General features: G+C 72.2%; 18 protein-coding genes. 5 read left to right on the forward strand and 13 right to left on the reverse strand.

Annotation, left to right across the window (positions count from 1 at the left end; translation table 11 throughout):
• Positions 1 to 39: 39 nt before the first annotated feature.
• From ACFXAE_RS18475 to ACFXAE_RS18510, 8 genes are all read right to left on the reverse strand, one after another.
• Positions 40 to 3,180 carry an SAV_2336 N-terminal domain-related protein gene (locus tag ACFXAE_RS18475; protein ID WP_384715468.1) on the reverse strand — a complete coding sequence of 1,047 codons (3,141 nt, stop codon included), beginning with the start codon at positions 3,178 to 3,180 and terminating at the stop codon, positions 40 to 42.
• A 77-nt stretch (positions 3,181 to 3,257) separates the two neighbouring features.
• The gene (locus ACFXAE_RS18480; RefSeq protein ID WP_384715471.1) at positions 3,258 to 4,292 is read right to left on the reverse strand and encodes an AAA family ATPase; all 1,035 of its coding nucleotides are present in this window, start codon (positions 4,290 to 4,292) and stop codon (positions 3,258 to 3,260) included.
• A 172-nt stretch (positions 4,293 to 4,464) separates the two neighbouring features.
• Positions 4,465 to 6,561 carry a trypsin-like peptidase domain-containing protein gene (locus ACFXAE_RS18485; RefSeq protein ID WP_384715474.1) on the reverse strand — a complete coding sequence of 699 codons (2,097 nt, stop codon included), beginning with the start codon at positions 6,559 to 6,561 and terminating at the stop codon, positions 4,465 to 4,467.
• A complete protein-coding gene (locus tag ACFXAE_RS18490; RefSeq protein ID WP_384715477.1) occupies positions 6,558 to 6,899 on the reverse strand; it encodes a CU044_2847 family protein in 342 nt (113 codons plus the stop codon). Before ACFXAE_RS18490 ends, ACFXAE_RS18485 begins: the two co-directional genes overlap by 4 nt.
• A 67-nt stretch (positions 6,900 to 6,966) precedes the next feature.
• On the reverse strand, positions 6,967 to 8,493 hold the full coding sequence (locus ACFXAE_RS18495) for an alpha/beta hydrolase (protein WP_384715480.1): 1,527 nt from the start codon (positions 8,491 to 8,493) through the stop codon (positions 6,967 to 6,969).
• 1,428 nt (positions 8,494 to 9,921) lie between these two features.
• On the reverse strand, positions 9,922 to 10,593 hold the full coding sequence (locus ACFXAE_RS18500) for a DUF4328 domain-containing protein (protein ID WP_384715483.1): 672 nt from the start codon (positions 10,591 to 10,593) through the stop codon (positions 9,922 to 9,924).
• 155 nt (positions 10,594 to 10,748) lie between these two features.
• A complete protein-coding gene (locus ACFXAE_RS18505; protein WP_384715485.1) occupies positions 10,749 to 11,018 on the reverse strand; it encodes a DUF397 domain-containing protein in 270 nt (89 codons plus the stop codon).
• Positions 11,000 to 11,833: a helix-turn-helix domain-containing protein gene (locus ACFXAE_RS18510; protein ID WP_384715488.1), complete on the reverse strand. Its 834-nt coding sequence runs from the start codon at positions 11,831 to 11,833 to the stop codon at positions 11,000 to 11,002. The genes ACFXAE_RS18505 and ACFXAE_RS18510 overlap by 19 nt, the downstream gene beginning before the upstream one ends.
• A gap of 115 nt (positions 11,834 to 11,948) precedes the next feature.
• Between ACFXAE_RS18510 and ACFXAE_RS18515 the strand changes: the two genes are divergently transcribed.
• Genes ACFXAE_RS18515 through ACFXAE_RS18530 form a run of 4 tightly spaced genes read left to right on the forward strand, consistent with a single transcriptional unit; the run spans position 11,949 to position 14,002 of the window.
• Positions 11,949 to 12,158 carry a hypothetical protein gene (locus tag ACFXAE_RS18515; RefSeq protein ID WP_384715491.1) on the forward strand — a complete coding sequence of 70 codons (210 nt, stop codon included), beginning with the start codon at positions 11,949 to 11,951 and terminating at the stop codon, positions 12,156 to 12,158.
• Positions 12,155 to 12,370: a hypothetical protein gene (locus ACFXAE_RS18520; protein WP_361749344.1), complete on the forward strand. Its 216-nt coding sequence runs from the start codon at positions 12,155 to 12,157 to the stop codon at positions 12,368 to 12,370. Before ACFXAE_RS18515 ends, ACFXAE_RS18520 begins: the two co-directional genes overlap by 4 nt.
• A 21-nt stretch (positions 12,371 to 12,391) precedes the next feature.
• Positions 12,392 to 13,138 carry a DNA repair protein RecO gene (gene recO, locus ACFXAE_RS18525; RefSeq protein WP_053635203.1) on the forward strand — a complete coding sequence of 249 codons (747 nt, stop codon included), beginning with the start codon at positions 12,392 to 12,394 and terminating at the stop codon, positions 13,136 to 13,138.
• A 21-nt stretch (positions 13,139 to 13,159) separates the two neighbouring features.
• Positions 13,160 to 14,002 (forward strand): isoprenyl transferase, encoded by an 843-nt coding sequence (locus tag ACFXAE_RS18530; RefSeq protein WP_384715496.1) that lies wholly within the window; start codon positions 13,160 to 13,162, stop codon positions 14,000 to 14,002.
• A 228-nt stretch (positions 14,003 to 14,230) separates the two neighbouring features.
• Here ACFXAE_RS18530 and ACFXAE_RS18535 read toward each other — a convergent pair whose 3' ends face one another.
• The 4 genes from ACFXAE_RS18535 to ACFXAE_RS18550 all read right to left on the reverse strand — a co-directional run bounded on the left by ACFXAE_RS18535 (position 14,231) and on the right by ACFXAE_RS18550 (position 17,440).
• Positions 14,231 to 14,644 carry a Fur family transcriptional regulator gene (locus tag ACFXAE_RS18535; protein ID WP_384715499.1) on the reverse strand — a complete coding sequence of 138 codons (414 nt, stop codon included), beginning with the start codon at positions 14,642 to 14,644 and terminating at the stop codon, positions 14,231 to 14,233.
• A 62-nt stretch (positions 14,645 to 14,706) separates the two neighbouring features.
• Positions 14,707 to 15,609: a metal ABC transporter permease gene (locus ACFXAE_RS18540; RefSeq protein ID WP_384715502.1), complete on the reverse strand. Its 903-nt coding sequence runs from the start codon at positions 15,607 to 15,609 to the stop codon at positions 14,707 to 14,709.
• On the reverse strand, positions 15,609 to 16,379 hold the full coding sequence (locus tag ACFXAE_RS18545) for a metal ABC transporter ATP-binding protein (RefSeq protein WP_384715637.1): 771 nt from the start codon (positions 16,377 to 16,379) through the stop codon (positions 15,609 to 15,611). The genes ACFXAE_RS18540 and ACFXAE_RS18545 overlap by 1 nt, the downstream gene beginning before the upstream one ends.
• 23 nt (positions 16,380 to 16,402) lie before the next feature.
• Entirely contained in the window at positions 16,403 to 17,440 is a 1,038-nt protein-coding gene (locus ACFXAE_RS18550; RefSeq protein ID WP_384715505.1) for a metal ABC transporter substrate-binding protein, read from the reverse strand.
• A 161-nt stretch (positions 17,441 to 17,601) separates the two neighbouring features.
• On the opposite strand from ACFXAE_RS18550, the gene ACFXAE_RS18555 reads away from it, so the two are divergent.
• On the forward strand, positions 17,602 to 18,984 hold the full coding sequence (locus tag ACFXAE_RS18555) for a glycine--tRNA ligase (RefSeq protein WP_384715508.1): 1,383 nt from the start codon (positions 17,602 to 17,604) through the stop codon (positions 18,982 to 18,984).
• A gap of 40 nt (positions 18,985 to 19,024) precedes the next feature.
• On the opposite strand, the gene ACFXAE_RS18560 is transcribed toward ACFXAE_RS18555, so the two are convergent.
• Positions 19,025 to 19,267: a hypothetical protein gene (locus ACFXAE_RS18560; protein WP_384715511.1), complete on the reverse strand. Its 243-nt coding sequence runs from the start codon at positions 19,265 to 19,267 to the stop codon at positions 19,025 to 19,027.
• Positions 19,268 to 19,384: the final 117 nt, after the last annotated feature.

A 19,384-nucleotide genomic window follows, 5' to 3' on the forward strand; every position in this document is an offset into this window, starting at 1 on the left:
GAGTTGCCCACGTCGGGCGGTGCGGAAACGCCCGCACCGTCACGGCCGTGCCTCGAGCCATGTGATCCGGTCCATGGTGCGCCGGGCCTCCACGGTGTCCGTCGCGCCCAGCTCCTCCCACAGCGCGCGGGCCAGACGGTACGACTCCAGCGCCCGGACGGGTCCCGCCGTGCGCTCCAGGACCTCGCCGCGGCGGTGCCGGGCCCGGGCCGCCGTCAAGGTCTCCCCGGTGCCGGTGGCGGCCCGCAGATAGGCGGCGGAGGCCTGGGCGTAGTGGTGGAAGACACCGGTGCGCCGTGCCAGCAGGGCCTGGACGTCGCCCAGTTCGAGCCAGGCCTGTGCGGCGGTCTCGTCGTCGTCACGCGCGGCGAGGGTGAGGGTCCAGGCGGCCTCGTGCAGGTCGGCGAGCCCGCCCTGCCGTTCGTGCCGCAGACGCAGGGCGCGGCCGAACAGCAGGCGGCGGTGGCCCGCGCGCGGATCGTCGGAGCCGGTCTGCGCGATGGCCTCCCGCAGCAACTGCACAGCTCGCGCCGCCAGTTGAGCCGACCCGGGTTCCGACTCCGCACGTCTCAAAACCAGTTCGGCGGACTCGGTGAGCAGGCCCACGTGCCGGTGTGTGTCGGGCGGCACCAGCCGACGGGCCCGGGTGAAGGCCTCGTCGGCCACCCGGAGCGCGTCGGTGTCCCCGGTCCGGTCGTGGTGGTCGCGCCGGTTGCGGGCGACCAGGGTCAGACAGGCCGCCTCGGCCAGCGGGTCGGCGGCCTCCCGGGAGAGCGCGGCGGCCTCGGCCAGCAGCTCGTGCGCCTCGTCGCCGCCCTGCCCGTCGGGTGACACGGACAGCGCCTCCGCGAGGCCGGTCAGGGCGGCGGTCAGGCTGTCGTGGCGCGGGCCCGGATCGTTGCGCAGCCCCTCGACGGCGGTGGCGAGGTCGGCAGCGGCGCGCAGCGCGAAGGCGCGCTCGCCGCTCAGCCGGGCCAGGTCGAGCAGCACCCGGCCGCGGCTGAGCAGCAGGGCCGGCGGAACCCGGCCGGCGGGCCACAACCGGGCCTGCGCGGTCAGTGCCTCCTGCGCCTCCTCCAGCAGCGCCGGCTGAGGGCGGCGAGGAACGGCGGTGGACAGGGTGCGCAGTGCCTCGGCGAGCAGCAGGACACACGCCAGGCGGGGCTCGTCGCCGCCGTCCCGCGCCTCCTCCAGCGCGGTGAGGCAGCGCGCCGCGGTCTCCCGCAGCCCCTCCACGGCCTGCTCGGCACGCCCCGCGGCCAGCGCGGCCCGGGCGCGGGTGTCCAGGACCCGGGCGAGCGCGAGTGAGGTGCTCAGGCCGGGCTCCGCGGCGAGCGCGCCGCGCGCCGCCCGTTCGGCCTCGTCCAGCACGTCCTCACCGCCCCATTCCCGCCAGGTCTGCCGCAACGCGTCGGCGAGCCGGGCGAGGAGCGTCCCGGAGGCGCCGGAGTCGGCCGCCACCCGCAGCAGACGTACGGCGGCCAGCAGATCGCGGGGGGAATGTTCGCGCTCCCAGCGGTCGAGCAGGGTGTGGCCCAGCTCCCCGGCACCGGGCGCGGCGACCGTGTGACGCAGCAGCGCGGGCTCGGGTTCGAAGCGGCGCAGCACCTGTTCCGACACCCGGGCGAAGGGCTCGGGCACGGCGTCCGGACCGATCTCGGGGTCGGTGGCGACGTCCATGAGGTAGGCCACCGCGACGGCCGGGAAGTTGCGGGCGCTGCGGCCGAAGGCCTTCTCGACGTACAGCGAGCAGTGCTTGAGGACGAGGGCGGCCTCACCGGCGCTGAGCCGGCCGATGAGCAGGTCGCGGACGCCGGGCAGGAACTCGTACCACGGCTCGTCGTGGTACGCCCCCGGAGCCCCGGCGCCCTCCGGGCCGGGAGCCTGGACGACGAGGCCGCTGAGCAGCACCTCGGACAGCTCGGCGGGGCCGGTCTGCGGGAGCATGGCGCGCTGGACGAGCTGCATCACGGGCAGCGACAGCGGGGCCGCGGACAGATACACGGCGAGCTGGCGGCCGAGCGGCGAGGCGGACGCCTCGAACACGGCGAGCAGCTCGGCGGCGTCCCGCGCCGGGGCACCGGCCGGGCGGACCGGCCCGGTGCCCGGAGCTTTGCTGCCGGGGCCACCGGCGCCGGGGCCGCCGACCCAGGCGGCGGCCCCGCGCAGCCGGATCCCGGTGCTCCCGGTGACCAGCCGCGCCCACGTCGACAGGGCTCCGGGACTGGCGGCCAGCACCGGCACGGGCAGCGCGGCCGGGGCGCCGGCGTCCCGGGCCGTGCGGCGCGAGGGGGTGAACTCCAGAGGGCCGTACCCGCCGGGGCGGCGGCGCAGGGTGCCGGGCTCGGCCGGCAGCCGGGTGCGGGCCCACAACCGCTGCGACAGCGGCTGCAGGACGGCGAGCGGACCGCCGCGCACTCCCCGGTGCAGCAGCTCCCGCATCGCGGATCCCTGCCACAGCGGGCCCGCGCAGTCGCTGACGACCAGGGTCACCCGCCGTCCGCCGGGCTCCAGCAACTGCTCGGCGGGCACCCGGGGCGCACCGGGGCGCGGCAGCGTGCTCGCGGTCACGCCCGCACCGTCCGGGCGCAGATGGCGCACCGTCACACTGCGGAAGGCGCCCACCCATTCGCACACCTCCCGCAGCTCGTGCACCATCTGTTCCCACACGGTCATGGAGGGCGAGGAGTCCACGAGGAGCTGCAGGTCCGCCTCCCGGCCGTGGACCGGGCGCAGCACCGGCCACACCAGACCGCAGTCCGCCGCGCGGTCGGCGGTCGCCGTCTCGTCGACCTCACCGGGGCCGGGCACGGCCGACGGCCGGTAGCGCTGGAAGGGGCGCAGCGCGCGCTGCAGGGGAAGCAGCGAGGGGAAGGCGGACGGGGAGGGGACGATGACGTCCCGGCGCGGCGCGGTGCGCGCGGCGGCGCCGTCCCGTACGGGCAGCAGATCGGCCTCGGCGCGCCCGCGCCCGCCGTCCGCCACCGGATCCGGGGCCGGCGGCAGGACGGACCCGGTCCCCTCGGAGGGCCGCACGGCGACGCCGGTGATACGGCCGGCCCCGGCGGTGTCACCGGCCCCGGCCGTGTCACCGGCGTCACCGGGCGGCGGACCCGGCCGCGGGGTGAGGCGGCCGGCCAGCCACAGGGCGTCGGCCAGGCCCCGGGCGTCCAGGGACACACCGGCCGACCGTAAGCGGGCCACCAGGTCGGACAGTGGCCGGTGATCGTCTCCTGCGGTGCTGCCGGGCACGGGCGTTACCGGGTCCGGTCGAGGGGGCGCAGCAGTTCCGCCGTGAGCCGCTCGCGCGTATCCTCCTCGTCCGCCCAGCCCGCCTCGTCGATCAGGTGGATGGCGTTCAGCAACTGGTCGACCGCGCGCACGTCACCGGAGGAGCGGGACAGGAACGCGTCGATCAGCGACTCGTAACGCCCGGGGGCCTCCTCGCCGAAGTGCGCCCGCACCATACCGGCCAGTTGCTCCTTGTCGGGGCGGTCGAGCCGGAAGTGAATGCAGCGGCGCAGCAGGGGCGCGGGGAAGTCGCGCTCCCCGTTGCTGGTGAGGACCACGAACGGGAACGCCCGGCAGCGCACCTTGCCGCCGCGCACCGTCACCTTCGTGCCGTCGTCGCAGCGCACGTCCACCTCGGGCGCCCGTTCCGCGATCCGCTCCAGCTCCGGGATGACGAACTCGCCGTCCTCCAGCACGTTCAGCAGGTCGTTCGGCAGGTCGATGTCGCTCTTGTCCAGCTCGTCGATCAGCAGCACCCGCGGCCGTGCGGAGGGCAACAGGGCGGTGCCGAGCGGCCCCAGGCGGATGTAGGTGCCGATGTCCTGCGCACGCGGCGCGGTCGTCCCGTCCTGCTCCGGCGGGGCGGCGGGGCCGCGTTCGATCTGCAGGTCCTGCAGCCGGCCCAGCGCGTCGTACTGGTAGAGACCGTCGCGCAGGGTGGTGCGGCTGACGATGGGCCAGGTGAGGACCCGGCCGAGTCCGAGTTCGTGGGCGACGGAGTGGGCGAGCGTGCTCTTGCCGCTGCCGGGTTCGCCGGTCACCAGCAGCGGGCGGCGCAGATAGAGAGCCGCGTTGACCAGTTCCTGTTCCCGGGTGGTGGGACGGTGCAGGGCTCCCTGACGGCCGCGTACTCCGAGCCGGCGGGTGGAGGCGGCGTCCAGGGCCGGCGGGGGCGGCACGAGCGGGGCACCGTCGAAGTCCCGCCAGGGCGGCGGCGGAGGAAGCTCAGCGATCCCGTCGTGCGGGACCCCGGCCCCACGGTAGATCAGCCACTCGCTCACGTCGCTCTCCTCGTTTCCGGCAGTCCGGCGGTTGTCGTCGCAGGTCGGAACGGTGGGGCGGTCCCGTCCCGCCCCCAGCAGCCCCCGGGCAGGACACGACACCAAGACGGTACCCATTCGGGGCCGTGCTGACGACTCCCCCATCCGGCCACCACCGGAGTCATGAACGGGGTCATGAAGGCGGGAATTCTACTCGTGGCGGAGCGGGCGACGGCAGCGGATTCCCGGCATCGTCATAGAGCAGCACCACCCGCCCTGCCCAGGCCGCCTCGGCGTCCCCGTCCTGCGCGTTGCGTCTCAACTCGACAATTTTGTCAGGCAGTTCACGTATCGTCACGGCTTCCGGAGGCTGTCCCGCAGGGCGGCCGAGCAGATCGGACACCCGGGTGTGGAAGGTGTCGCACTCCTTTCCGCACGGCCCCGGCGGGTGTCCGTCCACCGACCAGACCGCCACCGCGTAGCCGCTCTCCAGCACGGTCGAGGCGGCCACGGAGCCGGGGCCCGAGTCGATCGCCAGGCACAGCACGGGGACCGCGCCGGCCGGCTGCTCACGCAGCGCGTCCAGACCGAGCCCCGACCCCTCACCGGACAGGCGTACGGTGTGCAGCCCGTGGGCGCGCGTGACCCCGTGCCAGCGCTTGTGCCAGCGGTGGCGGGCGTCCGCGCCGCGGTCGGCCGCCCAGGGGTCCGCGCCGCCGTCCCGGCGCGCGGCGTCCCGCACCACCACGGCACGGCCGAGACCGACCGGCGCACCGCGGGTGGCGAGCCAGTCGTGCACCGCGGTGCCCAGGTGCTCGGCCGGCAGGGCCACTTCGAGCCGGGCGGAGGAGCCGCCGGGGCCGTCGGCGTCCTCCAGCGCGTCGAGCAGATGCCGTTCGACCTTCCACACGGCCCGCTCGAAGGACAGCCCCCAGGGATCGTCCCCGGCCACGGCCGGTGTCCAGGACCCGCCCCCGTACCCCAGGCTGATGGTCCAGTCGAACACCGGGCCGCCGTCGTCGTACGGCACCGGCAGGAATTCGACCAGGACCGTCGAGGGCAGCGCCCGGGCGGCGGTGCCGAGCGCCTCCCTGTCCTCCGGGCCGAGTTCTCCCGAGCGCCACAACGCCCAGTCGCGCAGCGCCTCGACGTGCCGGGCGCTCTCGGTGTCACCGGTGTTCTGCAGCGTCCGGTCCTGCTCGGCCGCGATCAGCAGGGCGAAGTGCAGGAAGGCCCTCAACTCCCTTGTCGGATCCGGCGTGTAGAGCATGCCCTGGCCGTCCCGCCAGGTCGGCAGCCGAGGGCTGAACGCCCGGCCGGGCGTGCCGAGGGCCTCCGCCGTGATCCGGCCGACGACGGCCGGGCGGGGCGACGGCAGCGCCGCCAGCAGGTCCAGGACCCGCAGCCGGTCGAGCACGGTGCGCTTGCGGCCCGCGGCGGCCGGGAGTTTCAGCTGGACGTCGGCCCAGGTGCGCGTGGTGCCCTGGCCCGCCCGCTGCCGGTCGGCATGCCAGCGGTCGTGCAGCCGCATCAGCGCGTCGTAGGGCCGCGGGCCCAGATCCGGTGTGCCGGGGAGATGATGGGCGGAGGTGAGGGCGCGCAGCGCGGAGACCGGCACGGCGAGCACGGTGGTACCGGTGTCGCTGCGGGCCTTGACCACTCCCGACACCTCGCCCAGCTCCAGGTCGACCAGCGGGCCGCCGGAGATCCCCCGGGGCACCCGGGCGTCCGCGTCGAGCAGCAGTTGCTCGCGTTCCTGCCCGACGAGCCGGCAGCTGGCGTTCCAGTGCTCCGCCGCGGGCTGTCCGCCGTCCTGCCGGCCGAAGAGATGGGCCGCTCCGACCGGCACACCGGAACGGTCGGTCAGCCACACGCACGGCTGTGCCGGGATCTCCTCCAGCAGTCTCACCAGCGCGAGGTCGGGCTGGATGGCCAGCGCGGACGGCACGGAGGGTTCCTCCATGCCGTCCGTCCAGCGGGCCTGCGCCGCTGCCGTGGGCCCGGCCAGGTGGTAGGCGAGCCGGCCGCGGTAGGTCCGGCCGCCGTGGACGATCCCCAGTTCCTCGTCGGGCCCGGTGCCCCGGTGCCGGCCGTCCGCGTGCACCAGGACATGGGCGCAGGTGAGCACCCAGCCGGGCGCGACGAGGAAGCCGCTGCCCCAGCCGCGCGTCCGGGCGGCCCCGGGGCTGTCCGGACCGCGTACGCCCACGGTGGCCTCCCGCGCCAGGCGCCGGAGTTCGTCGAACTGCTCTCTGCCGACCGGCTCCCCGCTTCCGGCAGCGGCGGTCACCGGCCGGAGTCCCGCCAGGTGAGCGTGATCGACAGATTGCCCTTGGTCTCTCCGTCGGCGAGGAGCGCGACCGCCCTGCCGGGTTTGGCGGAGATCTCGACGCCGAAGGTGACGCTCCACTCGTCGGGCCGGGCCGCCGAGGCCGCCTCGCGTACGGAGGCGGCGACTCCGCCGACCAGATCCTTCAAGTCCTCGACCCGGGTGGTGACCTCGTCCCAGAGGCCGACGTCCTCCCACCGGGTGTCGTGGTCGTCGGTGCCGGGCTCGACCAGCGGTGACACCCTGGCCCGTATGCTGGTGCCGTCCGGCAGTGTGAGCGGCACGACGTTGTCCCCCATGACACACCCTCCCCCGATGTGACTGACGGCTTTTCAGGTTACCCGTCGGGGGCGTGCCCTGTCCGGTTCAGCGACAGTACTTGTCCCGGTGGGGGCGCTCGCCGGTGGCGAGGAAGCGGGAGACGGTGCGGTCGCCGCACGCGTTGCCGTCGGCCAGGTAGGAGTCGTGGCCCGTGGCGTTCACGATGACCATGACCGCCCGCCGGCCGAACGCCGCACGGAGTTTCAGCGCGCCACTGAGCGGGGTGGCGACGTCCCGTTCGTTCTGCACGAGGAGGATGCCGGACGGCCCCCGGTCGGTGATCCGCACCGGCGCCTCGCGGGGCTCGTACGGCCAGGCGGCGCACGGCAGCGCGTTGCGGGGCATACCGGCGGTGAGCGGGAACTTCGTCCGGCTCTCGGCGACGCCCTTCTCGTACACGGCGGCGGACCTGGGCCAGGCCACGTCGTTGCAGATGGTCCCGACGCCGACGGCGGTCACGTTCTGCAGCACCGGCTCGGGCGGGGCGGGCGGCGCGGGCGGTACGGTGCCCCGCCGGGCGGCCAGCATCAGCTGGGCGAGGGCCGGGTAACGGCTGGGCCGGTAGAGGCTGTCGAGCATGGTCTGGCGCAGGACGTTGCCGTTCAGCTCCCCGGGGTTGAAGCCGGGCCAGGGGATCGGTGCGCGGTCGAGGCGGGCGGCGAGCCGGAGGAACAGCGGACGGACCTCGGCGGCCGTCTCCGCCACCCGGTCCGGGTTGCCGGGCGCCGACGCCCACGCCGCGAAGTGCCAGAACGTGTCCTCGACTCCCTGCTCGTGCCCGGCGAGCCAGGCGCGGGCCACCCGGGCGGGGTCGGGGTCGTCGTTGCTGTCCAGCACGATCCGGTCCGTCCGGTGCGGGAACATCTGGCTGTAGACGGCTCCGACGTACGTCCCGTACGAGACACCCCACGCGGAGATCTTCCGCTCGCCCAGCGCGGCCCGGAGGCGGTCGAGGTCGCGGGCGTTGGCGCGCGTGCTGATGTGGCGGATCAGCTCACCGCCGTTGCGGACGCAGGTGGCCGCGATGCGCTCGGCGGTGGCCATGTTCCTGTCGATCGAGCCGTCCGGGGCGGGCCAGGGGCGCAGCTCGGAGGTGGCGAGGTCGGCGTATTCCAGCCCGCAGTCGACGGAGGTGGAGGGAGAGACGCCGCGGGGTGCGAAGCCGATCAGGTCGTACTGGTCCCGTACCTCCTGCGGCAGCTTCTGTCCCTTGCCGGAAGGGTCGCCGAGGCTGGAGCCGCCCGGTCCGCCGGGGATGAGGAAGAGGGCGCCGCGGCGGGACGCGGGGCTCTCCGCGGGGATGCGGGAGACGGCGAGGGAGATCCGCGGGCCGTCGGGATCGGCGTGGTCCATGGGGACCCGGAGGGTGGCGCATTCCTGGCGGGGGTTGGTGTTGGTGCCGGTGCCGGTGCCGGTGCCGGTCGTGCTCGCGCAGGGGCCCCAGGCGAGGGACGGCGGCCGGGGTGCGGGGTGGCCGGGTACGGCGCCGGCGGTCAGGGGCGGGAGCAGGGCGACGAGGAGGGCCGCGGGTACGGCGGTGAGGGCGAGGTTGCGTGATGGGGTCAGCGACATGCCCACGAGCCTCGCGGTGACTCGCCCTCGCCCCCATCCGGGCAACGGCCGTGTTTCTGCGGGGGTTTACCCCAGGGCGCGCTGACAGGTGGCCGTCGGGCCGCTCGCTTCTTTGTCAGTGTCGTGCTTCCGCGGGCCGCGTCAAGGGCGCTGCGTTCCGCTGCGCTGCACTCCGCGTCGCCTTCGGCGATGGGCCTGCGGCCCACCCTTGACCCGGCCCGCTCCAGCACGGGGGAGAAGCGAGCGAGCGGCCGGAGGAAAGCGAGGGCCAGGCACGCTTGCGGTGTGAGGTGGGTTGCGTGGTGGGCGGGGTGCGCGGTGCGCGTTCGCGTCTCGCCTGCACGCCGGGTCGGCTAAGCGGTGAACGGTGAGTGGGTGGTACGGCACACGCGCCGGGAAGACGGGGGCACGCCGGGTCGGCTCAGCGGCCGACGGTGGGCGGGGGCAGGGACGCGCTCGCGCCCAGCAAGCACGCCGGGCCGGCTCAGCGGCGAACGCCTGGTGGGGAGCGAGGGCAGGGGCGCACCCGCGTCTCGCCTGCACGCCGGGCCGGCACAGCGGCTTGCGGCGGGTGAGGGCCGGGAGCGCGGCCATGCCTCGCCTGCACGCCGGGTTGGCTTGGCGGCGAATGGCCGGTGGCCGGTGGACGGTGAAGCGGGGTGGGGTGGGGTGGGGTGGGCACGGAAGGTAGAGGGGACCAGGGGGGCTTCTGAAAACCGTGAACACTTTGGCTCCAAGTGTTCACGGTTTTCGAAGGGGGGTCCGACCCCTACCCCCTTCTTGGGTCTCGGATGGGGTGGGTGACGGGATGATTGGAGCCTTTCTCCATCGGACGGGAGGAAAGCAGGAGGTGGAGGCGACGAGCGGGGCGAAGGGATGGAGAAAGGCTCCAATCACATCCCTCGGCCATCTTCTGGCCCGCTTCGGCCTTCCTCGGCCGCGCTCCTCGGCCATCTCCTGGCCCCCTTCGGTCCTCCTCCTGCCCCTTTCGGTCCTCCTCCTGCCCTCCTCGGCCGCACCCCTTTGCCATGCTCCTCGGCTACGACCCCGCGGGTACGCCCTGCACCTTGGTGCCGCTCGGTGAGCCTTTCTCGGCTTGGCCGCCCCACTCGGCGTTCGCCGCTGAGCCGGCCCGGCGTGCAGGCGAGGCGCGAGCGCGTCCGTGAACGCCGCCGGCCTGGAAGCAGACGGTAGGCCGCAGGCGTGCCCGGGCCCCCGCTTTCCTCCGGCCGCTCGCTCGCTTCTCTCCCGTGCTGGAGCGGGCCGGGTCAAGGGTGGGCCGCAGGCCCATCGCCGAAGGCGACGCGGAGTGGAGCGCAGCGGAACGCAGCGCCCTTGACGCGGCCCGCGGAAGCACGACACTGACAAAGAAGCGAGTGGCCCAACGGCGCGTGCGAACCCCGTCCGGGGAAGCGCCCCGGCCTACGGTCACGCCCCGGCCGGCGTCCAGTACGGCCCCTCGGTCGCCTTCAGCCGCTGCAGGGCTGTCAGTCGTACCGTGAACACCACGGCGGCCCCGGTGGCGGCCACGTACAGGAGGTCGACGGCGAGGTACAGCGTCACGGCGTCGCTGATCCCGGCGAGCGAGTCGGCCTTGTCGAAGCGCGCGGCGGCGTACCGGCCGAGCAGGGTCGTCCCGGCGAACAGGCCCCACCACAGGTTCACCGGCCACATCGGCACGCGGCGCGTCTCCCCCTCGGTCGGCAGCGGTGAGCAGGCCCCCCACATGTCGACCGCGACGCGGTACGGCAGCCACAGGTTGGCCACGGGGATGAACCACGCACCGATCGCCCACCCCTGCCCCATGCGGAACCGGTCCGGTGCCATGAGCCCGGTGCGGCGGCGCATCAGGAAGAACCAGGTGATGAAGAGCACCGCGCAGAGCAGGGTCGTGGACACCTGGACCTGACCCGCCCTCTCGTACAGCGAGTACGCGGAGTCCAGGTTCGCGGCGGTCGCGGCGGTCACGTCACCGTCGACCACCGTGTGGAGCCGGACACCGGCGTACACGGCGAACAGGTCGCCGAGCGCTGCGGCCGCGAACGCCGCCACCACGGCGGCGAGGAGGCCGCGCGAGGCGAGCGGCACGCTGCTGGGCAACGGGGAAGAGGAAGGGGGAGGTAGGCGAAGCCCACCAGTGGATGCGAACATGACGACGGCCCCCCACGGGCGGTAGGACAACAATCACCCGCGGAAGATCGCGCGCGGACGCACGATATGCCGGACGGCGGAAGCCCGTCCAGAACAATTCGCCGTCAGACGCCGCCTACGAACTCCGTCCAGGCGGCCGACCCGACGACGACCACCGGTCCGTCGGCCACCTTGCTGTCCCGGACGGGGACGACGCCGGTGAGCCCGGCGGCGACTTCGACGCAGGCCTCGCCGCCGTCGCCGCCGCTGTGGGTGCTCTTGCGCCAGTGGGCGGCGCCGGGGAAGTCGTAGGCGACTTCGAGGCAGCTGCCTCCGTTGCCGTCGCTGTAGGTGGCCTTGCGCCAGTGAGCGTTGCTCAGGTCGTACTCGCGCATCGTCTGTGGTCCTTCGCGGCCGATTCGATCAGGGCCAGGGACGCCTCAGGGGACAGCGCGGCGGCCCTGAGCAGATCGTATGCCGAGTGTGTTCGCTTCACCACGGCCGGATCGTCGAGCAGGTTCCCCGAATACACGGCTTCTGTATAGGCCGTTGGCGGTGCGTCCTCGAACTCCATGAGCACCGTCATCCCGTTCATGAGCGCGTACGCTCCCGCCGCGTACGGCAGCACCTGCATGATCACCGTCCGTAGCCGCGCGAGGGTGACCACGTGCTCCAACTGCTCGGCCATGACGGTGGGCCCGCCGACGGGAACGCGGAGCACATTTTCGTGCAGGATCACCCAGTACACGGGGCGCGTGGCGTCCTTGAGGATCCGGGTCCGTTCGACCCGACCGGACACCTTCTCCTCGATGAACTCGTCCGGCGCGAGCGGATTCATCGCCAGCGTTACAGCGCGCGCGTACGCCGGAGTTTGGAGGAGTCCCGGCACCAGCGTGGGCGCGAACTCGGAGATGTTCGTCGCCAGCGCTTCCAGCTCCGCCGCCTTCGCGAAGTAATCCGCATACCGCCGATCGTCAATCAGCTTCCTGCACAGTCGCTCGAAAATACCGTCGGTTTGCAGCGCGTCGTCGATCCGCTGCACCACATCCAATTGTGGTTTCCGAATCGCCTGTTCGAACTGGCCGATGTAGCCGCCGGAAACAAACACCCGCGTACCCAGCTTCACCTGCGTGAACCCCGCGTCCTCGCGCCGTCGCTTCAGTTCCGCGCCGAAGAACTCCCACGCCGCCTGGCGCGAACCGTTGGCCATAACCAACCCCCTTGTGCTGACCCGCGCTTGTAGCGCACAGCCTCCTGACGAGTGTAGGCGTGACACGGCATTCTTGAGGCGCGAAGAATGAAACCGGAAAGGCGAGGGGATCACCGTGGAGGCACGACACTCGGCGCTCTGCGCCGAAGAAGCGGAGGAAGTGGTGAAGGAATTGCGGGCGGCACTCGCGAAGGCCGGAATTTCCCTGCCGTCACTGGGGCTGGACCCGGTGAGTCTTGCGCGGGAGGCGCCCTGTCCGCTCGTCGAATTGGGGCGGTGCTCCGTGGAGACCGCGCGGCGGATCGCGGCGGCGGTGGTGAGGTGAAACCGCCCGTCGGCGCGTATGTCGTGGACACCCGGACCGAGCGGATCGGCGTCGTCATGGGGCATGAGGGGCCCTACGTCCAGCTGAGACCGTACGGCGGTGGCCGGGAGTGGGACGCCGACCCCGGTGCGGTACGCCACGCCACGCCCGCCGAGCGGCTGCGCGCGGCGACGGCGTACGCCAATGCCCGGAGCCGGGGGGAGGTGCCGTGAACGTGGGCGACAATGGATGCCATGAGTCTGTTCCGCGACGACGGCATCGTGCTGCGCACCCAGAAGCTGGGTGAAGCGGACCGGATCATCACACTGCTCACGCGCGGTCACGGGCGGGTACGCGCGGTGGCGAGGGGCGTGCGCCGGACGAAGTCGAAGTTCGGTGCGCGTCTCGAACCGTTCTCGCACGTGGACGTGCAGTTCTTCTCTAAGGGGAGCGAGCTGATCGGGCGCGGGCTGCCGCTGTGTACGCAGAGCGAGACGATCGCGCCTTACGGTGGCGGGATCGTCACCGACTACGCGCGCTACACCGCGGGGACGGCCATGCTGGAGACCGCCGAGCGGTTCACCGACCACGAGGGCGAGCCGGCGGTGCAGCAGTACCTGCTGCTGGTCGGGGCCCTGCGGACGCTCGCCCGGGGCGAGCACGCGCCGCATCTCGTGCTCGACGCGTTCCTGCTGCGCTCCCTCGCGGTCAACGGGTACGCGCCCAGCTTCACCGACTGCGCGAAGTGCGGCATGCCCGGGCCGAACCGGTTCTTCTCGGTCGCGTCCGGCGGTTCCGTCTGCGTCGACTGCCGGGTGCCCGGCAGCGTCGTACCCTCACCGCAGGCCCTGGGACTCCTCGGAGCGCTGCTTACGGGAGACTGGGAGACCGCGGACGCGTGCGAGGCGCGGTACGTCCGGGAGGGGAGCGGGCTGGTGTCCGCCTACCTGCACTGGCATCTGGAGCGCGGGCTGCGCTCGCTGAGGTACGTCGAGAAGTAGGCACGAGGAGACGAGAGACACATGGCCGTACGCGGGTTCCTGGGGCGTCAGCACCGGGAGTACAGGACGCCGGAACCGCACCCGTCCGGCGCGCGGCCTCCGAAGATCCCCGGGGAGCTGGTCCCGAAGCATGTGGCGATCGTCATGGACGGCAACGGGCGGTGGGCGAAGGAGCGGGGTCTGCCGCGTACCGAGGGGCACAAGGTCGGCGCCGAGCGGGTGCTGGACGTGCTCCAGGGCGGGGTCGAGATGGGCGTGGGCGCGATCTCGCTGTACGCCTTCTCCACCGAGAACTGGAAGCGGTCGCCGGACGAGGTGCGCTTCCTGATGAACTTCAACCGGGACTTCATCCGCAAGACGCGTGACACCCTCGACGAACTCGGCATCCGGGTGCGCTGGGTCGGGCGGATGCCCAAGCTGTGGAAGTCGGTGGCCAAGGAGCTCCAGGTCGCCCAGGAGCAGACGAAGGACAACGACCGGCTGACGCTGTACTTCTGCATGAACTACGGCGGGCGGGCGGAGATCGCCGATGCCGCGCAGGCGCTCGCGGAGGACGTGAAGGCCGGGCGGCTCGACCCGTCGAAGGTCAACGAGAAGACGCTGCAGAGGTACATGTACTACCCGGACATGCCGGACGTGGACCTGTTCCTGCGGCCGAGCGGTGAGCAGCGCACGTCCAACTACCTGCTGTGGCAGAGCGCGTACGCCGAGATGGTCTTCCAGGACGTGCTGTGGCCGGACTTCGACCGCCGTGACCTGTGGCGGGCGTGTCTGGAGTTCGCCTCCCGGGACCGGCGGTTCGGCGGGGCGATCCCGAACGAGGAGCTGCTGGCCATGGAGGGGCGGTCGGAGGCTGCCGAGTAGGCGCTCGGTGCAAGGGCCGGGCGGGGCGGGTTGGACTGCCCGGCCCTTGCGGGGTGCTTCTCCCCGCTCTCGGCTTCTCCCCGCTCTCGGCTTCTCCCCGCTCTCGGCTTCTCCCCGCTCTCGGCTTCGCTCGAGCAGGAGGGACCCCATGAGCAGGAGGGACCCCATGAGCAGGAGGGACCCCCACCGCCCACCCGTGCCGCTGGGGGGAGGCACGATTGCCCGCAGTTACGAGGCGGCGGCGCAGTCCGCGCACGTGCCGAAGATCTCCACCGTGTGGGCCACGTTGACGTAGCCGTGTTCGGCGGCGATGGCCTCGGCCCACTTCTCCACGGCCGGGCCCTCCACCTCCACCGCCTTGCCGCAGCTGCGGCAGACCAGGTGGTGGTGGTGGTCGCCGGTGGAGCAGCGGCGGTAGACGGACTCGCCGTCGGCGGTGCGCAGGACGTCGACCTCGCCCGCGTCGGCGAGGGACTGAAGGGTGCGGTAGACCGTGGTCAGACCGACGGAGTCGCCCTTGTGCTTGAGCATGTCGTGGAGGTCCTGCGCACTGCGGAACTCGTCGACCTCCTGAAGGCAGGCCGCCACAGCGGCACGCTGCCGGGTGGAGCGGCCCTTCACGGGCGGTCCTGCGGTCGTCACGGGGATGCCTCCTCAGATCTGGCCTCTGCCCGGGCCATTGTGCCAGTCCGGGCGGAGGGCAGTCAGGCGCCGACCGTGTCGCCGGCCTTGCGGCCGGCCGGAATGGCGCACTCGGCGGGGTCGCCGCCGGGTTGTGCGGCGGCCAGTGCCCGGGCGCGGCGGCGGGCCAGCGGGGTGGCCAGCGCGGTCAGCGCGATGAACGCGGCGATGGTCAGCAGCACGATCGTCGCGCCGGGCGGCACGTCCTGGTAGTACGAGGTGACCGTGCCGCCGATGGTCACGCTCACGCCGATCGCGACGGCGATGGCGAAGGTCGCGGCGAAGCTGCGGGTGAGTTGCTGCGCCGCCGCGACGGGCACCACCATGAGCGCGCTCACCAGCAGCAGGCCGACCACGCGCATCGCGACGGAGACGGTCACCGCCGCCGTGATCGCCGTGAGCAGGTTGAGGAACCGCACCGGCAGGCCCGTCACCCGGGCGAACTCCTCGTCCTGGCTGACCGCGAACAGCTGCCGGCGCAGACCGACGGTGATCAGGACCACGAACGCGGCCAGCAGGCAGATCGCGGTCACGTCGGACTCGGAGACCGTGGACAGGGAGCCGAAGAGGAACGAGGAGAGGTTCGTGGTGGAGCCGCCGGGGGCGAGGTTGATGAACATCACGCCGCCGGCCATACCGCCGTAGAAGAGCATCGCGAGGGCGATGTCGCCGCGGGTCCTGGCGTACCAGCGGACCAGTTCCATGAAGACGGCGCCGAGGACGGAGACGAGGGTCGCCATCCACACCGGGGACCAGGAGAGCAGGAAGCCGAGGCCGACACCCGTCATCGCCACGTGGCCGATGCCGTCGCCCATCAGGGCCTGGCGGCGCTGGACCAGGTAGATGCCGACCGCGGGGGCGGTGATGCCGACCAGGACGGCGGCGAGCAGCGCCCGCTGCATGAAGGCGTAGTCGAGGATCTCCATCAGCTCAGCAGTCCCGTGCGAATCGGTTCGGCGCCCGCCGGTGCGTGCGGGTGTACGTGGTCGTGGCCGGGCAGCGCGTGCTGGCCGACCGCCTTGGGGGGCGGGCCGTCGTGCAGGACGCAGCCGTCGCGCAGGACGACCGCTCGGTCGATCAAGGGCTCCAGGGGGCCCAGTTCGTGCAGGACGAGGAGGACCGTGGCGCCCTCGGAGACCTGGTGCCTCAAGGTCTCCGCGAGGACCTCCTGGCTGGCCAGGTCGACGCCCGCCATCGGCTCGTCCATGATCAGGAGTTCGGGGGCGGCGGCGAGCGCGCGGGCGATCAGGACCCGCTGGTGCTGGCCGCCGGAGAGGGCGTCGACGGAGTCCTTCGCCCGGTCCGCCATGCCGACCAGGTCCAGGGCGTGGCGTACGGCCTCGCGGTCGGCCCTGCGGAAGAGGCCGAAGCGGGTGCGGGCCAGGCGGCCCGAGGAGACGACCTCGGTGACCGTGGCGGGCACGCCGCCGGCGGCGGTGGTGCGCTGCGGGACGTAGCCCACGCGCGCCCAGTCGCGGAACCGGCGTTGCGGGGTGCCGAACAGCTCGATCTCGCCGGCGCCGACCGGTACCTGGCCGATGACGCTGCGCACGGCCGTCGACTTGCCGGAGCCGTTGGCGCCGAGCAGGGCGACGACCTCACCGCGGCGCACGGTGAGGTCGATGCCGCGCAGGACGGGGCGCGAGCCCAGCTCGGCGCGGACGCCGCGCAGGGAAATGACGGGCTCGGTCGTCATGCCGTCCTCCGGTGGTTCGTCGGTCACTTGGCTCCCAGAGCCGTCCGCAGGGCCTTGAGGTTGGCCTCCATGACCTGGAAGTAGTCGTCGCCGCGGGACTTGTCGGTGATGCCCTCGAGCGGGTCGAGGACGTCCGTTTTCAGTCCGGCGTCGCCGGCGAGGGTCTTGGCGGTCTTGTCGCTGACGAGCGTCTCGTAGAACACGGTGGTGACGCCGTCGGCCTTCGCCATCTTCTCAAGTTCCTTCACGCGCGCCCCGCTGGGCTCGGACTCGGGGTCCAGGCCGCTGATGGCCTCCTCGGTCAGGCCGTAGCGTTCGGCGAGGTAGCCGAAGGCGGAGTGCGTGGTGATGAAGACGTCGGTCTTCTTGTCCGCGAGGCCGGTCTCGAACTTCTTGTCGAGGTCGTTCAGCTTGCCGACCAGGGCCTCGGTGTTCTTCTTGTAGTCGGCGGCGTGGTCGGGATCGGCCTTCTCGAAGGCCTTGCCGACACCCTCGGCGACCTCGGCGTACTTGACCGGGTCGAGCCAGATGTGGGGGTCCTTGCCGCCCTCGTGCTCGTGGCCGTGCTCCTCCTCCGCGGCGTGCTCCTCCTCCGCGGCGTGCTCGCCCTCGGCGTGCTCGTCGGCGTGCTCCTCCGCGTGCTCCTCCGCGTGCTCCTCCGCGTGGTCGCCGGCCTCGGTGCCGTGCTCCTCCAGGGAGGTCAGGGTCGCCGCGTCGATCTTCGTCCTGACCTCGGACTGGCCGATGGCCTCGTCGACGGTGGGCTGGAGGCCCCCGAGGTAGAGGGCCGCGTCGGACTCCTGGAGCTGCGCGGTCTGCTTGGCGCTGATCTCCAGGTCGTGCGGCTCCTGGCCGGGCTCGGTGAGACTGGTGACGGCGACGTGCTCGCCGCCGATCTGCTCGGCGAGGAAGGCCATCGGGTAGAACGACGCGACGACGTCGAACTTGTCGGTGTTGCCCGCGGCGGCACTGTCGGAGGAGCAGGCGGAGAGGGTGCCGATACCGAGGGCGGTGACCGCGGCCAGCGCGGCCGCGGATATGTGGTGTCGTCGTACGTTCATGACACTCATTTTCAACAAATATGGAAACCGTTGTCAACAAAGCACGTGAGCGGGCTGCAGGGGGCACCGAATTGGTCGCGGGGCAGGCGGCGCCGGTAGCCTGAGGGCTTCGCTGGAAGCAATCTCGCTTCGTCGCCCGTCGTCGTAATGAAGAGAGCACCGTGGCCGCCGACAAGATCGACACCATCGTCAGCCTGAGCAAGCGCCGTGGCTTCGTATTCCCCAGTAGTGAGATCTACGGCGGCACGAAGGCCGCCTGGGACTACGGACCGCTGGGTGTCGAGCTCAAGGAGAACCTGAAGCGCCAGTGGTGGCGCTACATGGTCACCTCGCGCGAGGACGTGGTCGGTATCGACTCGTCCGTGATCCTGGCCCCGGACGTGTGGGTCGCCTCCGGCCACGTCGCCACCTTCACGGACCCGCTGACCGAGTGCACCTCCTGCCACAAGCGGTTCCGCGCGGACCACCTGGAGGAGGCGTACGAGGAGAAGAAGGGCCACGCTCCCACGAGCGGCCTCGCCGACCTCAACTGCCCCAACTGCGGCAACAAGGGCACCTTCACCGAGCCCAAGCAGTTCTCGGGCCTGCTCTCCACCCACCTCGGCCCGACGCAGGACTCCGGCTCCATCGCCTATCTGCGCCCCGAGACCGCCCAGGGCATCTTCACCAACTTCGCCCAGGTGCAGGTCGCTTCGCGCAAGAAGCCGCCGTTCGGCATCGCCCAGATGGGCAAGTCCTTCCGCAACGAGATCACGCCCGGCAACTTCATCTTCCGCACCCGCGAGTTCGAGCAGATGGAGATGGAGTTCTTCGTCAAGCCGGGCGAGGACGAGAAGTGGCAGGAGTACTGGATGGAGCAGCGCTGGAACTGGTACACCGGTCTCGGCCTGCGCGAGGAGAACATGCGGTGGTACGACCACCCGCAGGAGAAGCTCTCCCACTACTCCAAGCGCACCGCCGACATCGAGTACCGCTTCCAGTTCGGCGGCAGTGAGTGGGGCGAGCTGGAGGGCGTCGCCAACCGCACCGACTACGATCTCGGCGCCCACTCCAAGGCCTCCGGCCAGGACCTCGCCTACTACGACCAGGAGGCCGGCGAGCGCTGGACGCCGTACGTCATCGAGCCGGCGGCCGGTGTCGGCCGGGCGATGCTCGCCTTCCTGCTCGACGCCTACGTCGAGGACGAGGCGCCCAACGCCAAGGGCAAGATGGAGAAGCGGACCGTGCTGCGGCTCGACCACCGCCTCGCGCCGGTGAAGGTCGCGGTGCTCCCGCTGTCCCGGAACGCGGAGCTGTCGCCGAAGGCCAAGGGCCTGGCGCAGGCGCTGCGGCAGAACTGGAACATCGAGTTCGACGACGCCGGCGCGATCGGCCGCCGCTACCGCCGCCAGGACGAGATCGGTACGCCGTTCTGCGTGACCGTCGACTTCGACACGCTGGACGACAACGCGGTGACCGTGCGCGAGCGCGACACCATGAAGCAGGAACGTGTGTCGCTGGACCAGATCGAGGGGTACCTGGCGGCCCGCCTGATCGGCGCCTAGTCGCTTCGCGGACTGTACCGAGGCCCCCGGTCCGGATCACTCAGTGGTCGGGCACCGGGGGCCTCGTCGTAGTCGCCTGCCGGTTCGACGGGTCCACCGTCGCCTGGTGCGCCTCCGTCAGATGCTCCTGTGCCTTGAGCCACGGCAGGAACTGGGCGCCTCTGCGCCAGCCGCACGTCTCACATCGGATCGTCCGCTGGATGCCCGTGCGTTGGACGCGCACGACGTGTTCGCGGCCGTGCAGGTCCCAGCGGCTGACCTTGCTCGTGTCGATCTGCGGCATGATGCCTCCGGCAGTCCGCGTCGGGTGTCGCCGTTCTTGTGCCCCCGTTCGGGGACGACAAGGAGTGTGCGGCAAAAGCAACATCGACAGGGGGGGCCGGTGGGGTCTGTGCCGGGG

This window comes from Streptomyces sp. NPDC059454, assembly GCF_042749965.1.
Lineage (GTDB): Bacteria > Actinomycetota > Actinomycetes > Streptomycetales > Streptomycetaceae > Streptomyces.